This window comes from Pseudonocardia xinjiangensis (genome assembly GCF_012911925.1).
GTDB lineage: Bacteria > Actinomycetota > Actinomycetes > Mycobacteriales > Pseudonocardiaceae > Pseudonocardia > Pseudonocardia xinjiangensis.
Genome location: NZ_JAAXKY010000139.1, coordinates 1 through 19,686 on the forward strand (window position 1 = coordinate 1; position 19,686 = coordinate 19,686).

15 protein-coding genes, 1 tRNA gene and 1 pseudogene are annotated in these 19,686 nt (G+C 72.8%); 10 read left to right on the top strand and 7 right to left on the bottom strand.

The features are described 5' to 3' along the window. The 3 genes and pseudogenes from HF577_RS38825 to HF577_RS29820 all read right to left on the bottom strand — a co-directional run. Positions 1–145 (bottom strand): annotated as a pseudogene (locus HF577_RS38825) (glucose-1-phosphate cytidylyltransferase); the annotation flags it as partial. Next, a complete protein-coding gene (locus HF577_RS29815) occupies positions 142–1,368 on the bottom strand; it encodes a class I SAM-dependent methyltransferase (RefSeq protein ID WP_169399330.1) in 1,227 nt (408 codons plus the stop codon). The pseudogene HF577_RS38825 and the gene HF577_RS29815, both read right to left, overlap by 4 nt. A gap of 211 nt (positions 1,369–1,579) precedes the next feature. Further along, a complete protein-coding gene (locus tag HF577_RS29820; RefSeq protein WP_169399319.1) occupies positions 1,580–2,545 on the bottom strand; it encodes an acyl-CoA desaturase in 966 nt (321 codons plus the stop codon). A gap of 221 nt (positions 2,546–2,766) precedes the next feature. Between HF577_RS29820 and HF577_RS29825 the strand changes: the two genes are divergently transcribed. Then, positions 2,767–2,837 (top strand) — tRNA-Gln (locus HF577_RS29825). Between the two features lie 241 nt (positions 2,838–3,078). Further along, positions 3,079–3,492 (top strand): tRNA (N6-threonylcarbamoyladenosine(37)-N6)-methyltransferase TrmO, encoded by a 414-nt coding sequence (gene tsaA, locus HF577_RS29830; protein WP_312859461.1) that lies wholly within the window; start codon positions 3,079–3,081, stop codon positions 3,490–3,492. 276 nt (positions 3,493–3,768) lie between these two features. Here tsaA and HF577_RS29835 read toward each other — a convergent pair whose 3' ends face one another. Further along, complete coding sequence (locus HF577_RS29835) at positions 3,769–4,206, bottom strand: OsmC family protein (protein WP_169399320.1); 438 nt, start codon at positions 4,204–4,206, stop codon at positions 3,769–3,771. Positions 4,207–4,623: 417 nt separating this feature from the next. On the opposite strand from HF577_RS29835, the gene glmU reads away from it, so the two are divergent. From glmU to pth, 4 genes are all read left to right on the top strand, one after another. Continuing rightward, positions 4,624–6,132: a bifunctional UDP-N-acetylglucosamine diphosphorylase/glucosamine-1-phosphate N-acetyltransferase GlmU gene (glmU, locus tag HF577_RS29840; RefSeq protein WP_169399321.1), complete on the top strand. Its 1,509-nt coding sequence runs from the start codon at positions 4,624–4,626 to the stop codon at positions 6,130–6,132. A 5-nt stretch (positions 6,133–6,137) separates the two neighbouring features. Further along, positions 6,138–7,109 carry a ribose-phosphate diphosphokinase gene (locus HF577_RS29845; RefSeq protein WP_211175040.1) on the top strand — a complete coding sequence of 324 codons (972 nt, stop codon included), beginning with the start codon at positions 6,138–6,140 and terminating at the stop codon, positions 7,107–7,109. Positions 7,110–7,323: 214 nt separating this feature from the next. Beyond that, a complete protein-coding gene (locus tag HF577_RS29850; protein WP_169399323.1) occupies positions 7,324–7,956 on the top strand; it encodes a 50S ribosomal protein L25/general stress protein Ctc in 633 nt (210 codons plus the stop codon). Then, positions 7,953–8,543 carry an aminoacyl-tRNA hydrolase gene (pth, locus tag HF577_RS29855; RefSeq protein WP_169399332.1) on the top strand — a complete coding sequence of 197 codons (591 nt, stop codon included), beginning with the start codon at positions 7,953–7,955 and terminating at the stop codon, positions 8,541–8,543. Before HF577_RS29850 ends, pth begins: the two co-directional genes overlap by 4 nt. Positions 8,544–8,554: 11 nt before the next feature. Here the strand turns inward: pth and HF577_RS29860 are convergent, their stop codons facing one another. Then, positions 8,555–10,228, bottom strand: coding sequence for a fatty acyl-AMP ligase (locus HF577_RS29860; protein WP_169399324.1), 1,674 nt, complete (start codon positions 10,226–10,228; stop codon positions 8,555–8,557). Positions 10,229–10,318: 90 nt separating this feature from the next. Here HF577_RS29860 and HF577_RS29865 point away from each other — a divergent pair, with 90 nt between their 5' ends. From HF577_RS29865 to HF577_RS29880, 4 genes are all read left to right on the top strand, one after another. Beyond that, complete coding sequence (locus HF577_RS29865) at positions 10,319–11,296, top strand: SMP-30/gluconolactonase/LRE family protein (RefSeq protein WP_312859462.1); 978 nt, start codon at positions 10,319–10,321, stop codon at positions 11,294–11,296. Next, positions 11,293–12,990, top strand: coding sequence for a class I adenylate-forming enzyme family protein (locus tag HF577_RS29870; RefSeq protein WP_169399325.1), 1,698 nt, complete (start codon positions 11,293–11,295; stop codon positions 12,988–12,990). Before HF577_RS29865 ends, HF577_RS29870 begins: the two co-directional genes overlap by 4 nt. Before the next feature lie 113 nt (positions 12,991–13,103). Next, on the top strand, positions 13,104–14,474 hold the full coding sequence (locus HF577_RS29875) for a dipeptidase (protein ID WP_169399326.1): 1,371 nt from the start codon (positions 13,104–13,106) through the stop codon (positions 14,472–14,474). Between the two features lie 42 nt (positions 14,475–14,516). Beyond that, positions 14,517–17,765 carry a BTAD domain-containing putative transcriptional regulator gene (locus HF577_RS29880; RefSeq protein WP_169399327.1) on the top strand — a complete coding sequence of 1,083 codons (3,249 nt, stop codon included), beginning with the start codon at positions 14,517–14,519 and terminating at the stop codon, positions 17,763–17,765. A gap of 55 nt (positions 17,766–17,820) precedes the next feature. On the opposite strand, the gene HF577_RS29885 is transcribed toward HF577_RS29880, so the two are convergent. Together HF577_RS29885 and HF577_RS29890 are read right to left on the bottom strand one after the other, a co-directional pair. Further along, positions 17,821–18,663, bottom strand: coding sequence for an ABC transporter permease (locus HF577_RS29885; RefSeq protein WP_169399328.1), 843 nt, complete (start codon positions 18,661–18,663; stop codon positions 17,821–17,823). Beyond that, positions 18,660–19,625, bottom strand: coding sequence for an ATP-binding cassette domain-containing protein (locus tag HF577_RS29890; RefSeq protein WP_169399329.1), 966 nt, complete (start codon positions 19,623–19,625; stop codon positions 18,660–18,662). Before HF577_RS29890 ends, HF577_RS29885 begins: the two co-directional genes overlap by 4 nt. Positions 19,626–19,686: the final 61 nt, after the last annotated feature.

Genomic DNA, 19,686 nt, shown 5'->3' on the forward strand with positions numbered 1-19,686 from the left:
AATCCTTGTGCCCGAAGTGCGCGTAGTACCGCATCACGTGCCAGATCAGCGGCCGCGGCCCCACCGGATGCATCGGCTTCGGCAGATCCGAGACCCCGTCCCGCATCCGCATCCCGTAACCACCGCAGAACAGCACGACCTTCACGCGACCACCTCGAGCGCCGGAATCGGGAAGACCAGCCGCCCGCCCCACTCGCGGACGTAGGACAGCTGCTCGATGAGCTCGTCGCGCAGGTTCCACGGCAGGATCAGGACGTAGTCCGGCCGGTCCTTCGCGATCTGTTCCGGCGGGAGCACCGGAATCCGCGTGCCGGGCGTGAACCGCCCGTGCTTGTACGGGTTGCGATCCACCGTGTACGCCAGCAGGTCGGGGCGGATGCCGCAGTAGTTCAGCAGCGTGTTGCCCTTGCCGGGCGCCCCGTAGCCGACCACCGTCTTGCCGGCCCGGCGCGCCTCGATGAGGAACGCGACGAGGTCGTCGCGCACCCGCGACACCGCTACGGCGAAGCCGTCGTGGCCCTCGGGCGTGTGCAGCCCCGCGGCCTCCTCGGCGGCGAGCACGGCACGCACCCGCTCGGAGGGCTCACCGGCGATCTCGCTGGGCCGGGCCCACATCCGGATCGAGCCGCCGTGGGTGTCGAGCAGCTCGACATCGACGAGGGTCAGGCCGCCCGACGCGAGCGCGCGCTGCCCGGTGAGCAGCGTGTAGTACTGGAAGTGCTCGTGGTAGATCGTGTCGAACTGGGTGCGCTCCACCAGTGTCAGCAGGTGCTGCACCTCGATCGAGACCCAGCCGTCGTCGGCCACCATCGCCCGCAGCCCCTGGGTGAACCCGACGACGTCGGGGATGTGGGCGTAGACGTTGTTCAGGCAGACGAGGTCGGCCCCACCGTGCTCGGCGCGCACGGCCGCGCCGGTCTCCGGGGTGAGGAACGCCGTGAGGGTCGGCACCCCCTTCTCGCGGGCCGCCTCCCCCACGTTGACCGACGGCTCGACGCCCAGGCAGCGGATGCCCCGCTCGACCACGTGCTGGAGCAGGTAGCCGTCGTTGCTCGCCACCTCGACGACGAACGAGTCGGGCCCGAGACCCAGCCGCTCGACGGAGTCGTCGACGAAGCGCTTCGCGTGCTGCACCCAGGAGCTGGAGAACGACGAGAAGTAGGCGTACTCGGTGAAGGTCTCCTCCGGCGTGATCAGCGGAGGTAGCTGCGCGAGCAGGCACTGGTTGCACACCCGCACGTGCAGCGGGTAGGTGACCTCGGGACGCTCCGCCGCATCGGCCGTGAGGAACAGCTCGCACGGCGGGGTGGCGCCGAGGTCGAGGAAGCTCCTGAGCTCCGCGGATCCGCAGAGCCGGCAGGTGATCAGCGGGGCTGCCGGGGGCGCGTCACCCGCCTGGATCGCGTTCTCGGTCAGCACTGCGGCGCCCCCCCGATCGTGTCGCGCCGGCGACCGTTCTCCAGTCTGCGCACGGGGTCAGTGTTCCACGAACAGCCCTGCCCTCCCCCGGGGGTGGGTCACCCGCGTGGGCCAGCGCAGGCGCCGCCACCCCAGGAACGGGCCCCCTCCGGAGGGGTGGTCAGGGCGTCGCCGCCTCCTGGCTGCTGAGCCGGGCGAGCCGCTTCGGGGTGGGCCAGCGCACGTCGTACGCCCAGCCGAGCTTCTCGAAGATCCAGATCAGCCGGGCGGAGATGTCGATCTGGCCGGGCAGGACGCCGTGCCGCGCGCACGTCGGGTCGGCGTGGTGCAGGTTGTGCCACGACTCGCCCATGGACAGCACCGCGAGCGGCCAGAAGTTGCGCGACCTGTCCCGCGAGCGGAACGGGCGCTTGCCGATCATGTGGCAGATCGAGTTGATCGACCAGGTGACATGGTTGGAGAGCGCGAGGCGCACCAGGCCGCCCCAGAAGAACCCGGTGAGCACCCCGACCCACGACCACGAGATGAGCCCTCCGAGCACGGCGGGCAGCAGCAGGCTCACCGCCACCCAGATCCCGAACGTGCGGCTGACCCTGACGATCGCCCGGTCGGCGAGCAGGTCGGGGATGAACCGCCGGTGGTTGGTCTCGTTGCGGTCGAAGAACCAGGTCATGTGGGCGTGCAGGAAGCCCTTGGCCACGGCCGCGGGCGACGTGCCGAACAGCCACGGAGAGTGCGGATCGCCCTCGCGGTCGGAGAAGGCGTGGTGGCGGCGGTGGTCGGCCACCCAGTTCAGGACGTTGCCCTGCACGGCCAGCGAACCGGTGATCGCCAGCGCGACCCGCAGCCACGGCTTGGCCTTGAACGACTTGTGCGTGAAGTGGCGGTGGAAGCCCACCGTGACGCCCAGCACCGCGGGGACGTAGAACACGCCGAGGAGGACGAGATCGTGCCAGTCCACGCCCCAGCCCCAGGCCAGGGGGACGGCCGCCGCGAGCGCGACCATCGGCATCGCGACGAACACGTAGATCATCGAGTGCTGGAACGCGGTACGCCGGCCGGAGATCACCGGGTTGGGGTCCGATATCGGCCGACCGGCGTCGGCATCCTCGACGGTGGCGGTCATGGGGCTCCTCGCGGCTGGGGGTTCAGGGGGGTGACGGCCGGACCGACCCGCGACGGACCGCGGACCACATCCCGTCCCGGAGGCTAGGTGATCGGGACCGACCACACAGCCCCCGCAACGGGAACAACAGGCGAATCGCCCGGTTCGCCACGCCCTCCCCCGCATACCCGGCCACGGTCCGGCGCAACCCCGTTCCCGCTGCGTGACAGGATGAAGGTCTGTCCGCCGTGGTGTAACGGCAGCACCTCGGATTTTGGTTCCGATGGTCCAGGTTCGAATCCTGGCGGCGGAGCAGCAGGTCAAGGCCCCCATGGCGATTCATACCGGCATCGGCCGGACGCGCCGCGCCTGCGGTGGCCGCCCGGCGGGACCTGCCCGGAGCCGGGACGACCAGGGCGGCGACCTGACACCGGAGCGGTTTTCGTCACACCGATGAAATCCGGGCGTCACGGTCCGCGCGAAACACGACCAACCGGAGCCGGGAGGCCCGGTACGGTACCGACCGGCGCAGATGCTGTTCCCGGGAGGATCTCGTGAGCGAGGACCGGTACGTCCTGCGCCCGATCGGCCGCGTCGAGTCGCCCCTCGACGACCGCGATGCCGCCCCGAAGCAGGGCACCGAGGGCTCGCCCGTCGCCCGGCTGGTCCTCGACGCCGCCGTGGCCGACGGGATGCGCGACCTCCGGGTCGGTGCCGAGATCATCGTGGTGACGTGGCTCGACCGCGCGCGGCGCGACGTGCTCGCCGTCCATCCCCGCGACGACCGGAGCAACCCCGAGCGAGGGGTGTTCAGCACCCGCTCCGCCGATCGGCCGAACCCCATCGGTTTGCACCGCGTGACGATCAGCGCGATCACCGGCTCGACCATCGAGGTGCACGACCTCGAGGCACTCGACGGCACTCCGGTCCTCGACCTCAAACCGGTGCTCCACCCCTTCGACCGCTGAGCCGGGCGGCCGGAGACGACTCCGGGGCGGCCCCGCCTCAGCAGGACCGCCCCGGGTCGTCGATCAGTTACTGGTGTTCGGTCGGCAAGCTCCGCTGAACTCCGTTGTTCGCTCCGCAAGCTCCGCTCAGCCGCGGATGCTCGCTTCGCGAGCCTCCGCTAGCGCCCGTTCGGCGGCTGTGGCGGCGGCTCGGGCGGACGCCCGTTCCCCGTGCACCTCATGCTTTCCCCTGTTCGTCGTTCCCCCTCGGATCCCGCGGGTTCGCGGGATCCCCGATCACTCCAGACCGGCGTCCAGAGTGATCGTCGTGCCGGCCAGCGCCTTACTGACCGGGCAACCTTCCTTGGCCGCCTGAGCGGCCTTCTCGAACCCCTCCGCGTCGAGGCCTTCGACCTCGCCGCGGACGGTGAGTGTGATGCCCGTGATCGCGAACCCGCCCTTGGGGTCCGGTCCGAGGGTCACGGCGGCGGTGACGTCCAGCGACTGCGGAGTGCCGCCCGCCTGGGCGATGAGCGCGGACAGCTGCATCGCGTAGCAGGACGAGTGCGCTGCCGCGATGAGCTCTTCCGGGCTGGTGGTGCCGCCCGCCTCGTCCGCCGTCCGCTTCGGGAAGCTGACGTCGTACGTGCCGACACCGCTGCTCGTGAGCTCGACCTGGCCGGCTCCCTGTTCCAGGGTGCCGTTCCAGGCCGTGCGGGCGGTGCGAGTGGGCATCTGAGCCTCCGGAGAGCGGGTTGTGATCTTCCGTCTGGCACAACCCCTGAGACAGGGAAACCGTTCACCTGGGAGCGTTCTCTGAGACGACCGGTGGCGGATCGACGGCGAACGGTCTGTCCGCGATCGGGGAGTCACCACCTCCGGGGTTGCTTCGCCAGGAAGTCGTCGAACATCGGGACGCCGTTACGCGGATCGAAGATCCGGTGCCGGCCACGGCGGCGGGTCCGCATGGGGACGGACGGCATCGGTGCAGGTGACGGAGTCGGCCCAGTGGGACTTACGGCGCGGTACCTGCGGACCCCGTAGGATTTCCGGGTCCCCGACGCCGACATCGGAGCGTTCCTACGCGCCGGTACGGCCTCGCCGTCCGCTCGCCGAGCTGACCACGAGCAGTAGAACCAGGGAGTGGGCTCCATGGTCGACAGTCACGAGCCCGGATACGCCGGTGACGCCGCACCCGTGCGGCCGGCCGCCGCGATCGTGCTGGCCGCGGGCGAGGGCACCCGGATGCGCTCGGCACTGCCGAAGGTGCTGCACGCGATCGCCGGCCGCAGCCTCCTCGGCCACGCCGTGCACGCGGTGGCCGCACTGCGGCCCGAGCACCTCGTCGTGGTTGTCGGCCACGGCCGCCGCCAGGTCGGTGACGCCGTCGCCGCACTCGGTGACGAGCTGGCCAGGCCGGTGCTCGCGGCCGTGCAGGAGCAGCGGCTCGGCACCGGGCACGCCGTCCGGTGCGCGCTGGACGTCGTGCCCGCCACGATCACCGGCCCCGTCCTCGTCACCTATGGCGACGTCCCCCTGCTCGAACCGGAGACCCTCGGCGCGCTGCTCGGCGCCCACGCCCGCTCCGGGGCCGCGCTCACGCTGCTCACCACCGAGCTCACCGACCCCACCGGGTACGGCCGCGTGCTGCGCGAGTCGGACGGCACCGTCACCCGGATCGTCGAGGAGGCCGACGCCTCGCCGGAACAGCGGGCCGTCACCGAGGTCAACTCCGGGGTGTACGCGTTCGACGCCAAGTACCTCATGGCCGCGATCAGCAGGCTGCGCACCACCAACAGCCAGAGTGAGCTGTACCTCACCGACCTCGTCAAGATCGCCCACGACGACGACGTCGACGTGCGCGCCGTCCGGTGCACCGACGGGTGGCAGGTGCGCGGCGTCAACGACCAGGTCCAGCTCGCCGCCATCCGCGCCGAGCTGAACCGGCGGCTGCTCGAGCGCTGGATGCGCAGCGGCGTCACCGTCGTCGACCCGAACACCACCTGGACCGACGTCCAGGTCCGGCTGGCGCCCGACGTCGTGCTGCACCCGGGCACCCAGCTGCACGGCGCCACCTCCGTCGCGGGCGGAGCAGAGGTCGGCCCCGACACCACGCTCACCGACTGCGAGATCGGCGAAGGCGCCAGCGTCATCCGGGTGCACGGCACCGGCGCCAGCATCGGGGCGGGCGCGTCGGTCGGGCCGTTCGCCTACCTGCGTCCGGGAGCCCGGCTCGGTGAGCGCGGCAAGATCGGCACGTTCGTCGAGGTCAAGAACGCCGACATCGGGGCGGGCAGCAAGGTGCCGCACCTCAGCTACGTCGGGGACGCCACGATCGGCGAGTACAGCAACATCGGCGCGTCCTCGGTGTTCGTCAACTACGACGGCGTGCGCAAGCAGCGCAGCGTCGTCGGCTCGCACGTCAAGACCGGCTCGGACAACACCTTCGTCGCCCCGGTGCAGATCGGTGACGGTGCCTACACGGGCGCCGGCACCGTCGTCCGCGAGGACGTCCCACCGGGGGCGCTCGCGGTATCGGCGGGAGCACAGCGCACGATCGAGGGATGGGTCGAGAAGAAACGACCCGACACCCCCGCTGCCGAGGCCGCCGCACGAGCGAACGACCCGGCGAACGACGGTCATGGAGGCACACCACGGTGAGCGCGATGTCGGCAACCCCCAAGAAGAACCTCATGCTCTTCTCGGGGAGAGCTCACCCCGAGCTGGCCGAGCAGGTCGCCAAGCACCTGGACGTGACGATCACCCCGCAGTCGGCGTACTCGTTCGCCAACGGGGAGATCTTCGTCCGGTTCGAGGAGTCGGTACGGGGCTGCGACGCGTTCGTGCTGCAGTCGCACTCGGCGCCGATCAACGACCAGATCATGGAACAGCTGATCATGGTCGACGCCCTCAAACGGGCCTCGGCCAAACGGATCACCGTCGTCATGCCGTTCTGGGGCTACGCGCGCCAGGACAAGAAGCACCGCGGCCGGGAGCCGATCTCGGCCCGTCTCGTCGCCGACATGTTCAAGGTCGCGGGCGCCGACCGGATCATGACCGTCGACCTGCACACCGCCCAGATCCAGGGCTTCTTCGACGGGCCCGTCGACCACCTCTTCGCGCTCCCGGTGCTGGCCGAGCACATCAAGCGCACCTACGCCGACCACGAGCTCGCCGTCGTCTCCCCCGACTCCGGCCGGGTCCGCCTGGCCGAGCGCTGGGCCGAGATCCTGGGTGGCACGCCGCTGGCGTTCATCCACAAGACCCGCGACCCGCGCAAGCCGAACGAGGCCGTCGCCAACCGCGTCGTCGGTGAGGTGGACGGCCGCCTCTGCGTCGTGATCGACGACATGATCGACACCGGTGGCACGGTCGCCAAGACCGTCGAGGTGCTCCTCAAGGAAGGTGCCTCCGACGTCGTCGTCGCGGCCACCCACGGGGTGCTCTCGGGGCCGGCGCCCGAGCGCCTCGCCACCTGCGGGGCCCGCGAGGTGATCTTCACCGACACGCTCCCGATCCCGGACGAGAAGCGCTTCCCGTCGATGTCGGTGCTCTCCATCGCACCGCTGCTGGCCCGCGCCATTCACGAGGTGTTCGACGACGGTTCGGTCACCAGCCTCTTCGACGGCAACGCGTAGGACACCTGCGGGCACGGAGCACTCCGGCGGGTGACCCCCGGAAGGGCGAGGGTCTGGCGCAGGCGCCGGTACGCGTCGCGTATCGTCTACGGCAGTTCCGCGGCGAGGGCGGGTGTTGTCTCTAGCCCGCCGTGATCGACGCAGCCCCGGCCCGGCCGGCCTGCCTCGTCGCGCGCGTCCATGTCGCAGCACGCTTTGATCGAGGAGAAGTACCGTGGCCGAGGCCCGTATCGACGCCGAGACCCGCACGGAGTTCGGCAAGGGCGCCGCCCGCCGCACCCGTCGCGCCGGCAAGATCCCCGCTGTGCTCTATGGGCACGGCACCGAACCGCAGCATCTCTCGCTCCCCGAGCTGGAGTTCAAGCGGGTCGTCCGCGAGCAGGGGCGTAACGCTGTCCTCACGCTCAACATCGGCGGCACCCCGCAGCTCGCCCTGACCAAGACCGTGGTGTCGCACCCGATCCGGCCCTACATCGAGCACGTCGACCTGCTGGTGATCAGCCGCGGCGAGAAGGTGGCGGTCGAGGTCCAGATCGTCGTCGTCGGCGACGCCGCCCCGGGCACCCTCGTCACGCAGGAGCTCAACGCCATCGAGGTCGAGGCCGACGTCTCGAACATCCCGGAGCAGATCGAGGTGTCCGTCGAGGGCCTCACGGTCGGCACCCAGATCCAGGCCGCGGACGTGCCGCTGCCCGAGGGCACCACGCTGCGCGCCGAGCCCGAGATCCTCGTGGTCAACATCGTCGCCTCCCCGACCGAGGCCCAGATGGAGGCCGAGATCGACACCGAGGGTGCCGGCGTCGTCGAGGACGCCCCGGAGACCCCGGCCGCTCCTTCCGAGAGCTGACCGTGGCGCCGGGCCCCGCTCTGGTGGTCGGGCTCGGCAACCCGGGTCCGGACTACGCCGAGACCCGGCACAACGTCGGCTTCCGCGTCGTCGAGCTCCTCGCGGCGCGGGCCGGCGGAGGCCGCTTCTCCCGGCACCGGACCAACGCCGACGTGCTCGAGGGCCGGCTCGCCGGCCGGCGGGTCGTGCTCGCCAAGCCGCGCACGTACATGAACGTCTCCGGCGGCCCGGTCGCCGGGCTCGCGAAGTACTTCTCGGTGCCGGTCGAGGATCTCGTCGTCGTCCACGACGACCTCGACCTCGGCTTCGGCGTCGTCCGGTTGAAGCGGGGCGGGGGCGAGGGCGGCCACAACGGGCTGCGCTCCATCAGCTCCGCCGTCGGGACGAAGGACTATCTGCGCGTCCGGTTCGGGATCGGCCGTCCCCCTGGCCGGCAGGACCCGGCCGACTTCGTGCTGAAGCGCTTCTCCGGCTCGGAGAAGAAGGAGCTGGAGTTCGCCGTCGACCTCGCCGCTGACGCCGCCGAGGCCCTGCTCGCCGACGGCCTCGAGGCGGCGCAGAACAAGTTCCACGCCCTCTCCGGCTGATCCCCGCCCCGTCAGACGCGGGCCCGCAGCAGCTCACCCGTGGCGGCCCGGCGCAGCTTGCCCGACGGGGTCTTGGGCAGGATGCCGGGACCGAACACCACGACCTCGGCGGGGCGCACCCCCACCTCGGAGACCACGCGCCGGGTGACGTCCTTGCGGATCACCTGCTCGGCCTCCGGGTCCCCCGCCTTGCGCGACTCGACGGCCACGAAGAACGACTCGCGGTGCCGAGCTCCCTCTGTCCCGCTGAGCATCCGGACGGCCACCGCGTTGCCGGCCCGCACGTCGGCGGCCTGGGCAGCGGCCCGCTCGATGTCGGTGGGGTAGATGTTGCGGCCCCCCATGATGATCACGTCCTTGCGACGGCCGCAGACCACCACGGCTCCGTCGACGACGTACCCCTCGTCGCCGGTGTCGAGCCAGCCGTCGGCGTCCAGGGTGGAGACCGGCCCGTCGACCGTGAGGTAGCCCGGGGTCACCGACTCGCCGCGAAGCTGCAGGACGCCGACCTCCCGCTCGCCCAGTACCGCACCGTCGTCACCAACCACGCGGACCTCGATGCCGGGCAGGGGCGGACCCAGCTTCGGGAACCGGCGGAACGGCCCGTCGACGGCCGGCACCGCGCGCCGGTGCGACTCGAGCTGCTCGGCGTCGATCCGGTCGACCTCCAGGCCCGTCCCGACCGGCGCGAAGGACACCCCCAGCGCCGTCTCCGCCATCCCGTAGGCCGCGACCACCGACTCCGGCCGCAGGCCGAACCGGGCCCCCGCCGCCGTGAACGCCTCCACGGCGTCCGGGTCGATCGGTTCGGCGCCGTTCATGGCGATGCGCAGCGACGAGAGGTCCAGCGACCCGTCGTCGGCGCGCGCGAGCTGCCTGCCCAGCACGGCGTAGGCGAAGTTCGGCGCCGCCGTGACGGTGCCGCCGTACTTCGAGATCAGCTCGGCCCACAGCAGCGGGCGGCTGAGGAAGTCGCTGGGGGTGACGCTGACCAGCTCGAGCCCGGTGGTCATCGGCACCGTCAGGAACCCGACCATGCCCATGTCGTGGAACAGCGGGAGCCAGGACACCATCACGTCCCGCTCGACGTCGAGCGCGGAGGCCACGACCATCCCGGCGATGTTGGCGTGCAAATTGCGGTGCGTGATCCGCACCGCCTTGGGCTCTGCCGTGGAGCCGCTGGTGAGCTGCAGCAGCGCGGTGTCGTCCTCGTCGGCAACCGCGGCGTCGGCGACGACGCCCTCACCGTCCGAGTGGAGGGAGTCGATGGTGCGGAACGCGATGCCGCGCTCGGTGAGCACCGGCGCGAGGGCGTCGAAAGGGGCCCCGAGCAGCACGAGCTTCGCGTCGATCATGCGGAGGACGGACACGGTGTCCTCGGCCCACGCCGCCAGGTCGGTGCGCGCAGTCGGCTGGTGGAGCATCGTGACGCTGCCGCCGGTGAACCACACGGCCTGGGCGACGGGCGCGATCGACGCGGGCTCGCCCGCGAGGATGCCCACGGCTGCGCCGCGCTGCAGCCCGGCCACGTCAGGGGTGCCGTGCTGCAGGGCGGCCGCAATGCGTCGCGCGGAGGCGTGCACCTCGGGCCAGCCGCGCCGGACAGCGCCTGCGGGCTCCCCGGTGGTCATCCCCTTCGTGGAACTGGTGGCGGACTCCAACAACATCGCCAGGAACCGGGACATGGTCGGGAGCGTACGGCGAACTCCGCAACCAGGACCATGTGGTCATGACCATCACGCTGATCCGGCACCTGCCGAGCGGGAGGTGGCAGGGTGGATCTCGCCCGGGCGCCGGTGCCCGGAAGAGGGGGCGCACAGATGGCGGGCGGGTTTCGGGAGATCACCAGCGGCCTTCGGTTCCCGGAGGGGCCGGTCGCGCTGTCGGACGGCTCCGTGCTCGTCGTGGAGATCCAGCGCGGGACGTTGACGCGGGTCGCCCCTGACGGCACCACCTCCGTGGTGGCCGAGTGCGGGGGTGGTCCCAACGGGGCGGCGGTCGGCCCCGACGGCGCGATCTACGTCTGCAACAACGGCGGCTTCACGTGGGGCACCCGGCGCGGGCTGACCGCCCCCGGCCACCAGCCACCGGACTACATCGGCGGCCGCATCCAGCGGGTGACCCTCGACGGCGAGGTCACCGATCTCTACACCGAGGTCGACGGGCACCCGCTGCGCGGTCCCAACGACATCGTGTTCGACGCCGACGGCGGCTTCTGGTTCACCGACCTGGGCAAGGTCCGGTCCCGCGACATCGACCACGGTGGCCTCTACTACGCGACGGCGGACGGGTCGTCGATCGTCGAGGTCGTCCACCCGCTGGTCACCGCGAACGGCGTCGGCCTGTCCCCGGACGGTTCGCGCGTGTACGTGGCGGAGACCTCCACCGGACGCCTCTGGTACTGGGAGATCGAGGGCCCCGGCCGGGTGCGGCGCGACCCGGACCCGCCTCTGGCGCTGCACGGCGGCACGTTGCTGCACGGCTTCCCCGGCTACCAGACACTCGACTCGCTCGCCGTCGACGCGGCGGGCAACGTCTGCGTGGCCACGCTCTACACGGGCGCGATCAGCGTCGTCTCCCCCGACGGCGAGCTGCTCGACGTGGTGCGGCCGCCGGAGCACGACATCTGGGTCACGAACATCTGCTTCGGCGGCCCCGACCTGCGCACCGCGTACGTGACGTCGTCCGGTCGCGGTGTGCTGTACGCGGCGGAGTGGGACCGGCCGGGCCTGCCCCTGCAGTTCACGGCATGACCGAGCACGCCGACGACGTCGGCCTGGGTCCGGTGGTCGCCGCCCTGACCGCGCCGGGCGCGGAGTTCGAGCTGGTCGACGAGGTGGTGCGGGGCATCCCGATGCGCGTCTACCGGCGCGGGCCCGCCACGCTGCGCGACCTGCTCGCCGGTTCCGCGGCGTTCGGCGACGCGACCTTCTCCGTTTACCGGGAAGAGCGGCGCAGCTACGCCGAGCACCTGCGGCTCGTCGCGGGTCTCGCCGCGTGGATGCGCGACGAGTACGGCCTGACCCGCGGCGACCGGGTCGCCATCGCGATGCGCAACTACCCCGAGTGGAGCCCGGTGTTCTGGGCTGCGCTGGTCTCGGGCCTGGTCGTCGTGCCGCTCAACGCCTGGTGGACCGGCGCGCAGCTGGCGTGGGCGCTGCGGGACTCGGGCGCCCGACTGCTCGTCGCCGACGGGCAGCGGGTCCGGGCCCTGGAGCAGGCGCAGCGGCCGCCGGTCGTCCGGGTTCGCGGGGAAGGAGAGGCGCCCGCCGGCGTGCAGGAGTGGGCCACCGTGGTGGCGGGGCTGGACCCGGAAGCCGCGCTGCCCGACGTCGCACCGCACCCGGACGACGACGCCACGATCCTCTACACGTCGGGGACCACCGGCCGGTCGAAGGGCGCCGTCGCCAGCCACCGCAACCACTGCACCAACGCGCTGAACGTCCTGCTGCAGGCCCGCGCGTCGGCGTGGCTCGCCCACGGCGGGCCGCCACCCGCTCCCGGACCGGACGCGGGCCGGCCGGGCACGCTGCTGGCCTACCCGCTGTTCCACGTCGCCGGCCTGAACTCGCTCTACGGCGCGGTGCTCACCGGCGCGAAGCTGGCCACCCTGTACCGCTGGGACGTCGAGGAGGCCCGCGAGCTCGTCCGCCGCGAGCGGCTCACCACGGCCGCCGGGGTGCCCACGGTGATGCGGGACGTCGCCGAGCTGGCCATCGCCCACCCCGAGGACATGGCCTCGCTCACCCGCATCGGCATGGGCGGTGCCCCGATCCCGCCCGTGCTCGTCACCCGGATCGCCACCGAACTGCGCGGTCGCGTGACGGCCGCCAACGGCTACGGCCTCACCGAGACCACGTCGGCGGTGTGCGCCAACACCGGGCCCGACTACGCCGCACACCCCGACAGCGTCGGGCGTCCCGCCCCGGGCACGGACCTGCGGATCGCCGATCCCGCATCGGGCGCCGAACGGCCCGACGGTGAGATCGGCGAGCTGTGGTTTCGCGGACCGAACATCGTGCGCGGGTACTGGAACAACCCGGAGGCGACGGCGGCGGCCTTCGTCGACGGCTGGTTCCGCACCGGTGACCTGGGCTTCCGCCGGGACGGCTGGGTGCATGTGGTCGACCGCCTGAAGGACGTGATCGTGCGGGGCGGCGAGAACGTCTACTGCGTGGAGGTGGAGGACGTGCTGCACGAGCACCCGGCCGTCGCCGAGGCCGCCGTGGTGGGGGTGGCGCACCCGACGCTCGGGGAGGAGGTCACGGCCGTGGTGCGCGCCGCGCCCGGCGCCGATGCGGACACCGCCGCCCTGCTCGCCCACAGCGCAGCGCGGCTCCCCGCGTTCGCGGTGCCGTCGCAGGTGATCTGGCGAACCGAGCCGCTGCCGCGTACCGCCACGGGCAAGGTGCTGAAGGGCGAGCTGCGGCAGCACCCCGGCCACTGACGCCGACGGCCGTCGCGAGCCGTCGAGATCGACGTGGGAGTGGTGGTTTTCGCCCGTGACCACGCTGATGTCGACCTCGCCGGGTCCATCCGCCGCAACTAGCATCGGGCTCCGTGCCCGAGCAGCCTGTAGCCCTCCCCGCCACGCCCGTCACCGCCGCCGTGACCGCAGCCATCCCCGGCGCCCGCGCCGACCTGGAGCGCCTGGTCAGCATCCCGAGCATCTGGGCCAACCCGGCCCATGCCGACGACACCCGCCGCAGCGCCGAGGCCGTCGCCGAGCTCGCGCGGGGCGCAGGCGCTGCCGACGTCACGATCATCGCGGCCGACGGTGGCGCGCCCGCCGTCGTCGCGCACTGGCCCGCCCCCGACGGCGCGCCCACCGTGCTGCTCTACGCCCACCACGACGTCCAGCCCACCGGCGGCGACGAGCACTGGACGAGCCCGCCGTTCGAGCCGACCGAGCGGAACGGCCGGCTCTACGGCCGGGGCGCCGCCGACGACAAGGCCGGCGTGATGACCCACCTCGCGGTGCTGCGCGCCTACGACGGCAGGCCGCCGGTCGGGGTCACGTTGTTCATCGAGGGCGAGGAGGAGTCCGGCTCCCCCACGCTCGCCGCGCTGCTGCGCGAGCACCACGACCTGCTCACCAGCGACGTGATCGTGATCGCCGACTCCGCCAACCCGTCCGTCGACGTCCCCGCGGTCACCACGAGCCTGCGCGGCCTCGTGGGCGTCATCGTCGAGGTCGCCATGCTCGAGCGGCCGGGGCACTCCGGCATGTACGGCGGGCCCGTCGGCGACGCCCTCACTGCGCTCTGCCACGCGCTCGCCGCCCTGCACGACGAGAACGGCGACGTGGCCGTCCCCGGGCTCGCGCGCGGCAGCTCCGAGGCGCCCGACCTCGACGAGGCCACCTTCCGCTCGGACGCCGGGCTGCTCGACGGCGTCGAGCTCCTCGGCACCGGCAGCATCCCGGAGCGGCTCTGGCACAAGCCCGCGGTCGCCGTGCTCGGCCTCGACGCGCCGCGCGTGGACGACGCGTCGAACGTGCTGCTCCCCCGCGCCCGTGCCTTCGTGAGCATGCGGCTCGCCCCGGGGGACGACGCCCTCAAGGCACAGGCGGCGCTGACCGAGCACCTCCAGGCCAACGTGCCGTGGGGCGCGCAGGTCACCATCACACCGGAGGCGGGCATCGCGGAGCCGTACTCGCTGAGCACCACCGGCACCGCCTACGACGCCGCCCGCAGCGCCTTCGCGGCGGCGTACGGCAACGAGGTCGTCGAGACCGGAGTCGGCGGCTCGATCCCGTTCATCGCGGAGTTCGCGCGCACCTTCCCCGGCGCCACCGTGCTGGTCACCGGCGTCGGCGACCCGGCCAGCCGCTGGCACGGCATCGACGAGAGTCTGGACCTGGCGATGTTCGGCAAGGGGGTGCTCGGCGAGGCCCTCCTGCTGGCCGAGCTCGCCACCGACACCCCCTGACCGGGAACGAACCGCCCGGAACCGCCCAGGCACACTGATCAGGTGCGGATCGCGCTGCTCGGCGCCGTCGAGGTGTGGCCGGACGGCACCGACCACGGAGGCGATCCGGGGCCGGTGCCGCTCGGCGGCCCGCGCCTGCGCGGGTTGCTGGCCCGGCTCGCGCTCGACGCCGGGCGAGCGGTCGCGGCGAGCGAGCTCGTGGACGACCTGTGGGGCGAAACCCCGCCCGATGCGGCGGTCAACGCGCTGCAGGCGCTCGTGTCCCGGCTGCGGCGCGCGATCGGGGCCGACCTCGTCGACACCGCGGCCCGCGGCTACCGGCTGCGGGTGCCACCCGACGCGGTCGACGCGCTGCGGTTCACGGCACTGCTCACGGCGGCCGACGCGGCAGGCGAGACGGAGGCGCACACCCTTCTCGGACAGGCCATCGCGCTGTGGGACGGGCCCGCGCTCGCCGACGTGCTCGACCTGCCGTTCGCCCGGCCGGTGGCCCACCGGCTGACCGAGCGGCGCGCCGTGGCCGTCGAGCGGCGGGCGCGGCTCGGGCTGCGGCTCGGGAACGCGGCCGCCGAGATCGACGCCCTGCGTGTCCAGCTCGACGCCGCTCCGCTGCGCGAGAGCACCGCGGTGCTGCTGGCCCGCGCGCTGCACGCCGACGGGAGGCAGGCCGACGCCCTCGCCGTGCTGGACGGCACCCGGTCCCGCCTCGCCGATGAGCTCGGCGTCGATCCGGGCGCCGAGCTCGAGGCGGCCCGCCTCGCCGTGCTGCGCGGCGATGCCACCCCGGCGCGGAAACCGCTGGTCGCCGCACCACCACCGCCCCAGCCGACCGCCCCGATCAGCAGCTTCGTCGGCCGGAGCCGCGACGTCGACCGGATCCGCGGCCTGCTCCGCACCACACGACTGGTGACACTCACCGGTCCGGGAGGCGCCGGGAAGACGCGGCTCGCGCGGGAGGCCGTCGCCTCCGGTGCCTCCGGCTCGATGGTCGCCGAGCTCGCCGCGCTGACCACCGCCGACCAGCTCCCGGCCGCCGTGCTCACCGCGGCCGGTGGCCCCGAGCTGCAGCTGCGCACCCAGGACGACGTCGGGCCACCGACCACGGACCGGCTCGTCACGGTGCTCGGCGGCCGCGACCTCGTGCTCGTCCTGGACAACTGCGAGCACCTCGTGGACGGCGTGGCGGTACTCGCCGAGACTCTGCTACACGCGTGCCCGCGGTTGCGGGTGCTGGCCACCAGCCGGGAGCCGCTCGGAGTTCCCGGAGAGGTCCTGCACCCCGTCGAGGCGCTGGCCCCCTCCGACGCCGTCCGGCTCTTCGTCGACCGGGCGACCGCGGTGCGTCCCGGCTTCGCCCTGACCCCGGACGTCGAGGAGGCCGTCGTCGAGATCTGCCGCAGGCTCGACGGGCAGCCGCTGCCCATCGAGCTGGCCGCGGCCCGGCTGCGCTCCCTGGCCCCTGCGGAGATCGCCACCAGGCTCGACGACCGGTTCCGGTTGCTCACCTCCGGCTCGAGGACGGCGCTGCCCCGCCACCAGACGCTGCGCGCGGTGGTCGACTGGAGCTGGGACCTGCTCACCGAGGCGGAGCGTGCGGTGGCCCGCCGGCTGGCCGTCTTTGCGGGCGGGGCCACCGTCACCGCGGCCGAGCGGGTCTGCTCCGGGGCGCCCGGCCCTGCTCCGGGCGAGGTGTTCGAGCTGCTCGCGGCGCTCGTCGACAAGTCACTGGTCGTCGCCGTCCCGCAGAACGAGGGGAACACGCGCTACCGGATGCTGGAGACGATCCGGGAGTACGCGGGCGAGCGCCTCGACGAGGCGGGCGAGCGCGCCGCCGCGCAGGCAACCCATGCCGCCGTCGTGCTCGAGCTGGCGGAGGCGGCCGAGCCCCTCCTGCGCGGCGCCGAGCAGCTCCACTGGTTGGTACGGCTGCGGGCCGAGGCCGACGAGATCGACATCGTGCTGCGGCGAGCCGTGACCGCCTCCGACGCGGCCACCGCCCACCGGCTGGTGGCGGCCATGGCGTGGTCGTGGATCGAGCGCGGCCTGTTCGACGAGGTCGAGCGCTGGGTGGAGGCGGTGCAGCTGCTCACGAGCCCGGCCCCGTTGCGGGCCCGAGCCATGAACACCGCGTTCCTCGCGCTCGTCCGGGTGGGCCGGGGCAACCTGCCTGCGGCGGCGCAGGCCGTCGAGACGGCGCTCGCGCTCGCCGCCGGGCTTCCCCGCCCGCTGCCACCCCTGCTCGAGCTGCTCGGACCGGTCTCCACGCTGTTCTCCCGCGCCGACGCCGCCCCGATCGAACAACTCTCCGCCGTCTCCCCCGATCCGTGGGTGCGGGCCTTCGCGCTGCAGATGCGGGCCCAGATCGCCGAGAACGATGGCCTGCTCGACGACCAGCGCCGTTACGTCCGCGCTGCGCACGAGCTGTTCATCCGTACGGGAGACCGCTTCGGGCTGGGCATGGTCGTCCACTCGCTCGGCGAGCTGGAGGACATCGCAGGCGAGCACAACGCCGCCGCCCGCGCGTACGACGAGGCGATCGCGCTGGCAACCGAGCTGGGCAACGACGACGACCTGCCCCATTTCATGTCCAAGCGTGCGTCGCTCGCGGCCCGGCGCGGCGACCTCGGCACTGCGCGGAAGGTGCTGGAGCAGGCGAGAGCGCTGACCAAGGGGCCGTTCGGCATGGGAGGTGTCCTGGCGATCTCGTCGGCGCAGGTCGAACGGTTGGCAGGCGACCTCGACGCGGCACGGGCACACCTCGCCGGTGCCGCCACCGAAATGGGCTCCGCGGGCCCCGGAGCACCGCAGCGATGGGCGTTCCTCGCGATGACGCGGGCCGCCGTCGAGCTCACGTCCGGTGACCGGCAGGCGTCCGGGGCAGCGCTCCGCGATGCCGTCGCCGCGGCGGTGGAGAGCCGCGACGGCCCCGTCGCCGCGGCGGTGGCCGAGGTCGCCGCGCAGGTCGTACTGGCCGACGGCGATGCCGAGTGCGCCGGCTTGTTGCTCGGGGTCGCAGCCGCTCAGCGCGGGGCGATCGACCGCGGCAACCCCGAGGTGCTGGCCGTCCGGGACGGCGTCCGTGACGCGTTGGGGCCGGAGGCCGCGGACCAGCTGATGCGGCGCGGCCGGGACCTGCCACGCGCCGACGGGCTGGCGGCCCTGACGGAGGTCGTCGCCCGGGCGGCCGAGCTGCGGGGGCTGCCCGCCGTCCTCGGGTCGTCGAATAACGCGGAGGAGACGGGCGGGGAACGCAGGGATGCCCGGAGCGAGGTCGAGGCTCGCCGACCGTGACCGGTACGGCCGTCCCGCCACGCCCCCTCGACGTGGCGGAACGACCAGGTGCCGGTCAGGTCCTGCGCTGATAGAGCGCCACCGCGAGCGGCGCGAAGATCACGACGATCACCGCGGCAGCGACCAGCCCGGCCGTCGCCGGGACCGCGACCGGGCCACCGACGAGCAGCCCCCGCACGGCGTCCGCGATCTTCGAGACCGGGTTGAGCTCGACGAACCAGCGCAGCCAGGAGGGCATCGTCGAAGCCGGGACGAAGACGTTGCTGCCGAACGTGATCGGCAGCATGACCAGCGCGCCGAGACCCTGCACCGACCGGGGAGACTTGACCACCATCGCCAGCGCGGTGAACACCCAGCACAGCGCGAAGGCGAACACCATGACCAGGCCGAGCGCGGCCACCACGGCAACCGGCCCGGTGCCGAACCGGAAGCCGAGGATCACACCGAAGACCAGCATGATCACGCCCGAGGTCAGGTAGCGCACCAGGTCCGCGCCGATCGCACCCAGCAACGGCGCGGTACGCGAGATCGGCAGGCTGCGGAACCGGTCGAAGATGCCGGTGTGCAGGTCCTCCGCGAGCGCCACACCCGTGCCCGCTGAGGCGAACACGATGGTCTGCACGAGCACGCCGGGCAACGCGAACTGCAGGTAGGTGCTGGTGTCGCCGGAGATCGCGCCGCCGAAGACGTAGACGAACAGCAGCAGGAAGATGACCGGCTGCAGGGTGACGTCGAGCAATGCCTCCGGCGAGTGGATCGTCTTGACGACACCACGCCAGGCGAGTGTCACGCCGTGGCGCAGCGCCGAGGGGACATGGCGGACCGGGGTCTCGACCACGTCGCCCCTCGGGTGGGGCGGGGCCGGTCGCGCGGTGGTGGCGGTGGTAGCGGTGCTCATGCCGCCTCCTCGGTGATGGCGGCCGCGTCAGCGGCTCGTCCGGTCAGGGTCAGGAACACGTCGTCGAGGCTGGGCAGCCGCAGACCCAGCTCGGCGGCGGTCACGCCGGCCTCGTCGAGCCGGGCTCCGACGCCGTACAGCAGGCCCGAGTCGCCCCCGGGCACGATGATCTCCCCGCCGGAGTCGACGGTGGGCTCGAGACCGGGGGCCAGCTCGGCGATCAACGCGGTCACGAGCGGCAGGTCGGCCCGGTGCATCGGTCGCACGTGCAAGCGCTGCCCGCCGACCTCTGCCTTCAAGGTGGCGGGTGTGCCCGCAGCGATCACCCGGCCGCGGTCGAGAACGACGAGGTCGTCGGCGAGCTGGTCGGCCTCCTCGAGGTACTGCGTGGTCAGCAGCACCGTCACGCCCTCGGCGGCGAGCGCCCGCACGCTGTCCCACACCTCGTTGCGGTGCCGGGGATCCAGGCCGGTGGTCGGCTCGTCGAGGAACAGCACCCGCGGCCGGCCGATCAGGCTCACGGCGAGGTCGAGCCTGCGCCGCATGCCGCCCGAGTAGGTGCGGACCCGTCTGCCGGCCGCCTCGGTCAGCCCGAACCGCTCCACCAGTTCCGCGGCGCGGGCGCGGGCGACCCGCCGGGGCAGGTCGAGCAGACGCGCGACCAGCACGAGATTGTCCGTACCCGACAGCGCCTCGTCCACCGCCGCGTACTGCCCGGTCAGCCCGATCTGCCTGCGCACGGCAGCCGCCTCGGCGACGACGTCGTGCCCGAGCACACTCGCGCGACCCGCGTCCGGTCGCAGCAGGGTGGACAGCACCCGCACGGTGGTGGTCTTGCCGGAGCCGTTGGGTCCCAGCAGCCCGAGCACACCACCCTGTTTCGCGACGAGGTCGACGCCGGCCAGTGCGGTCGTCCCCCCGAACCTCTTGACCAGGCCCTCGACCCGGATGACGGATTCCATGCAGTGACAGTGCGCCGGACCGCTGACACGCCACCCACACCACCCTGACACCCCCCTGACC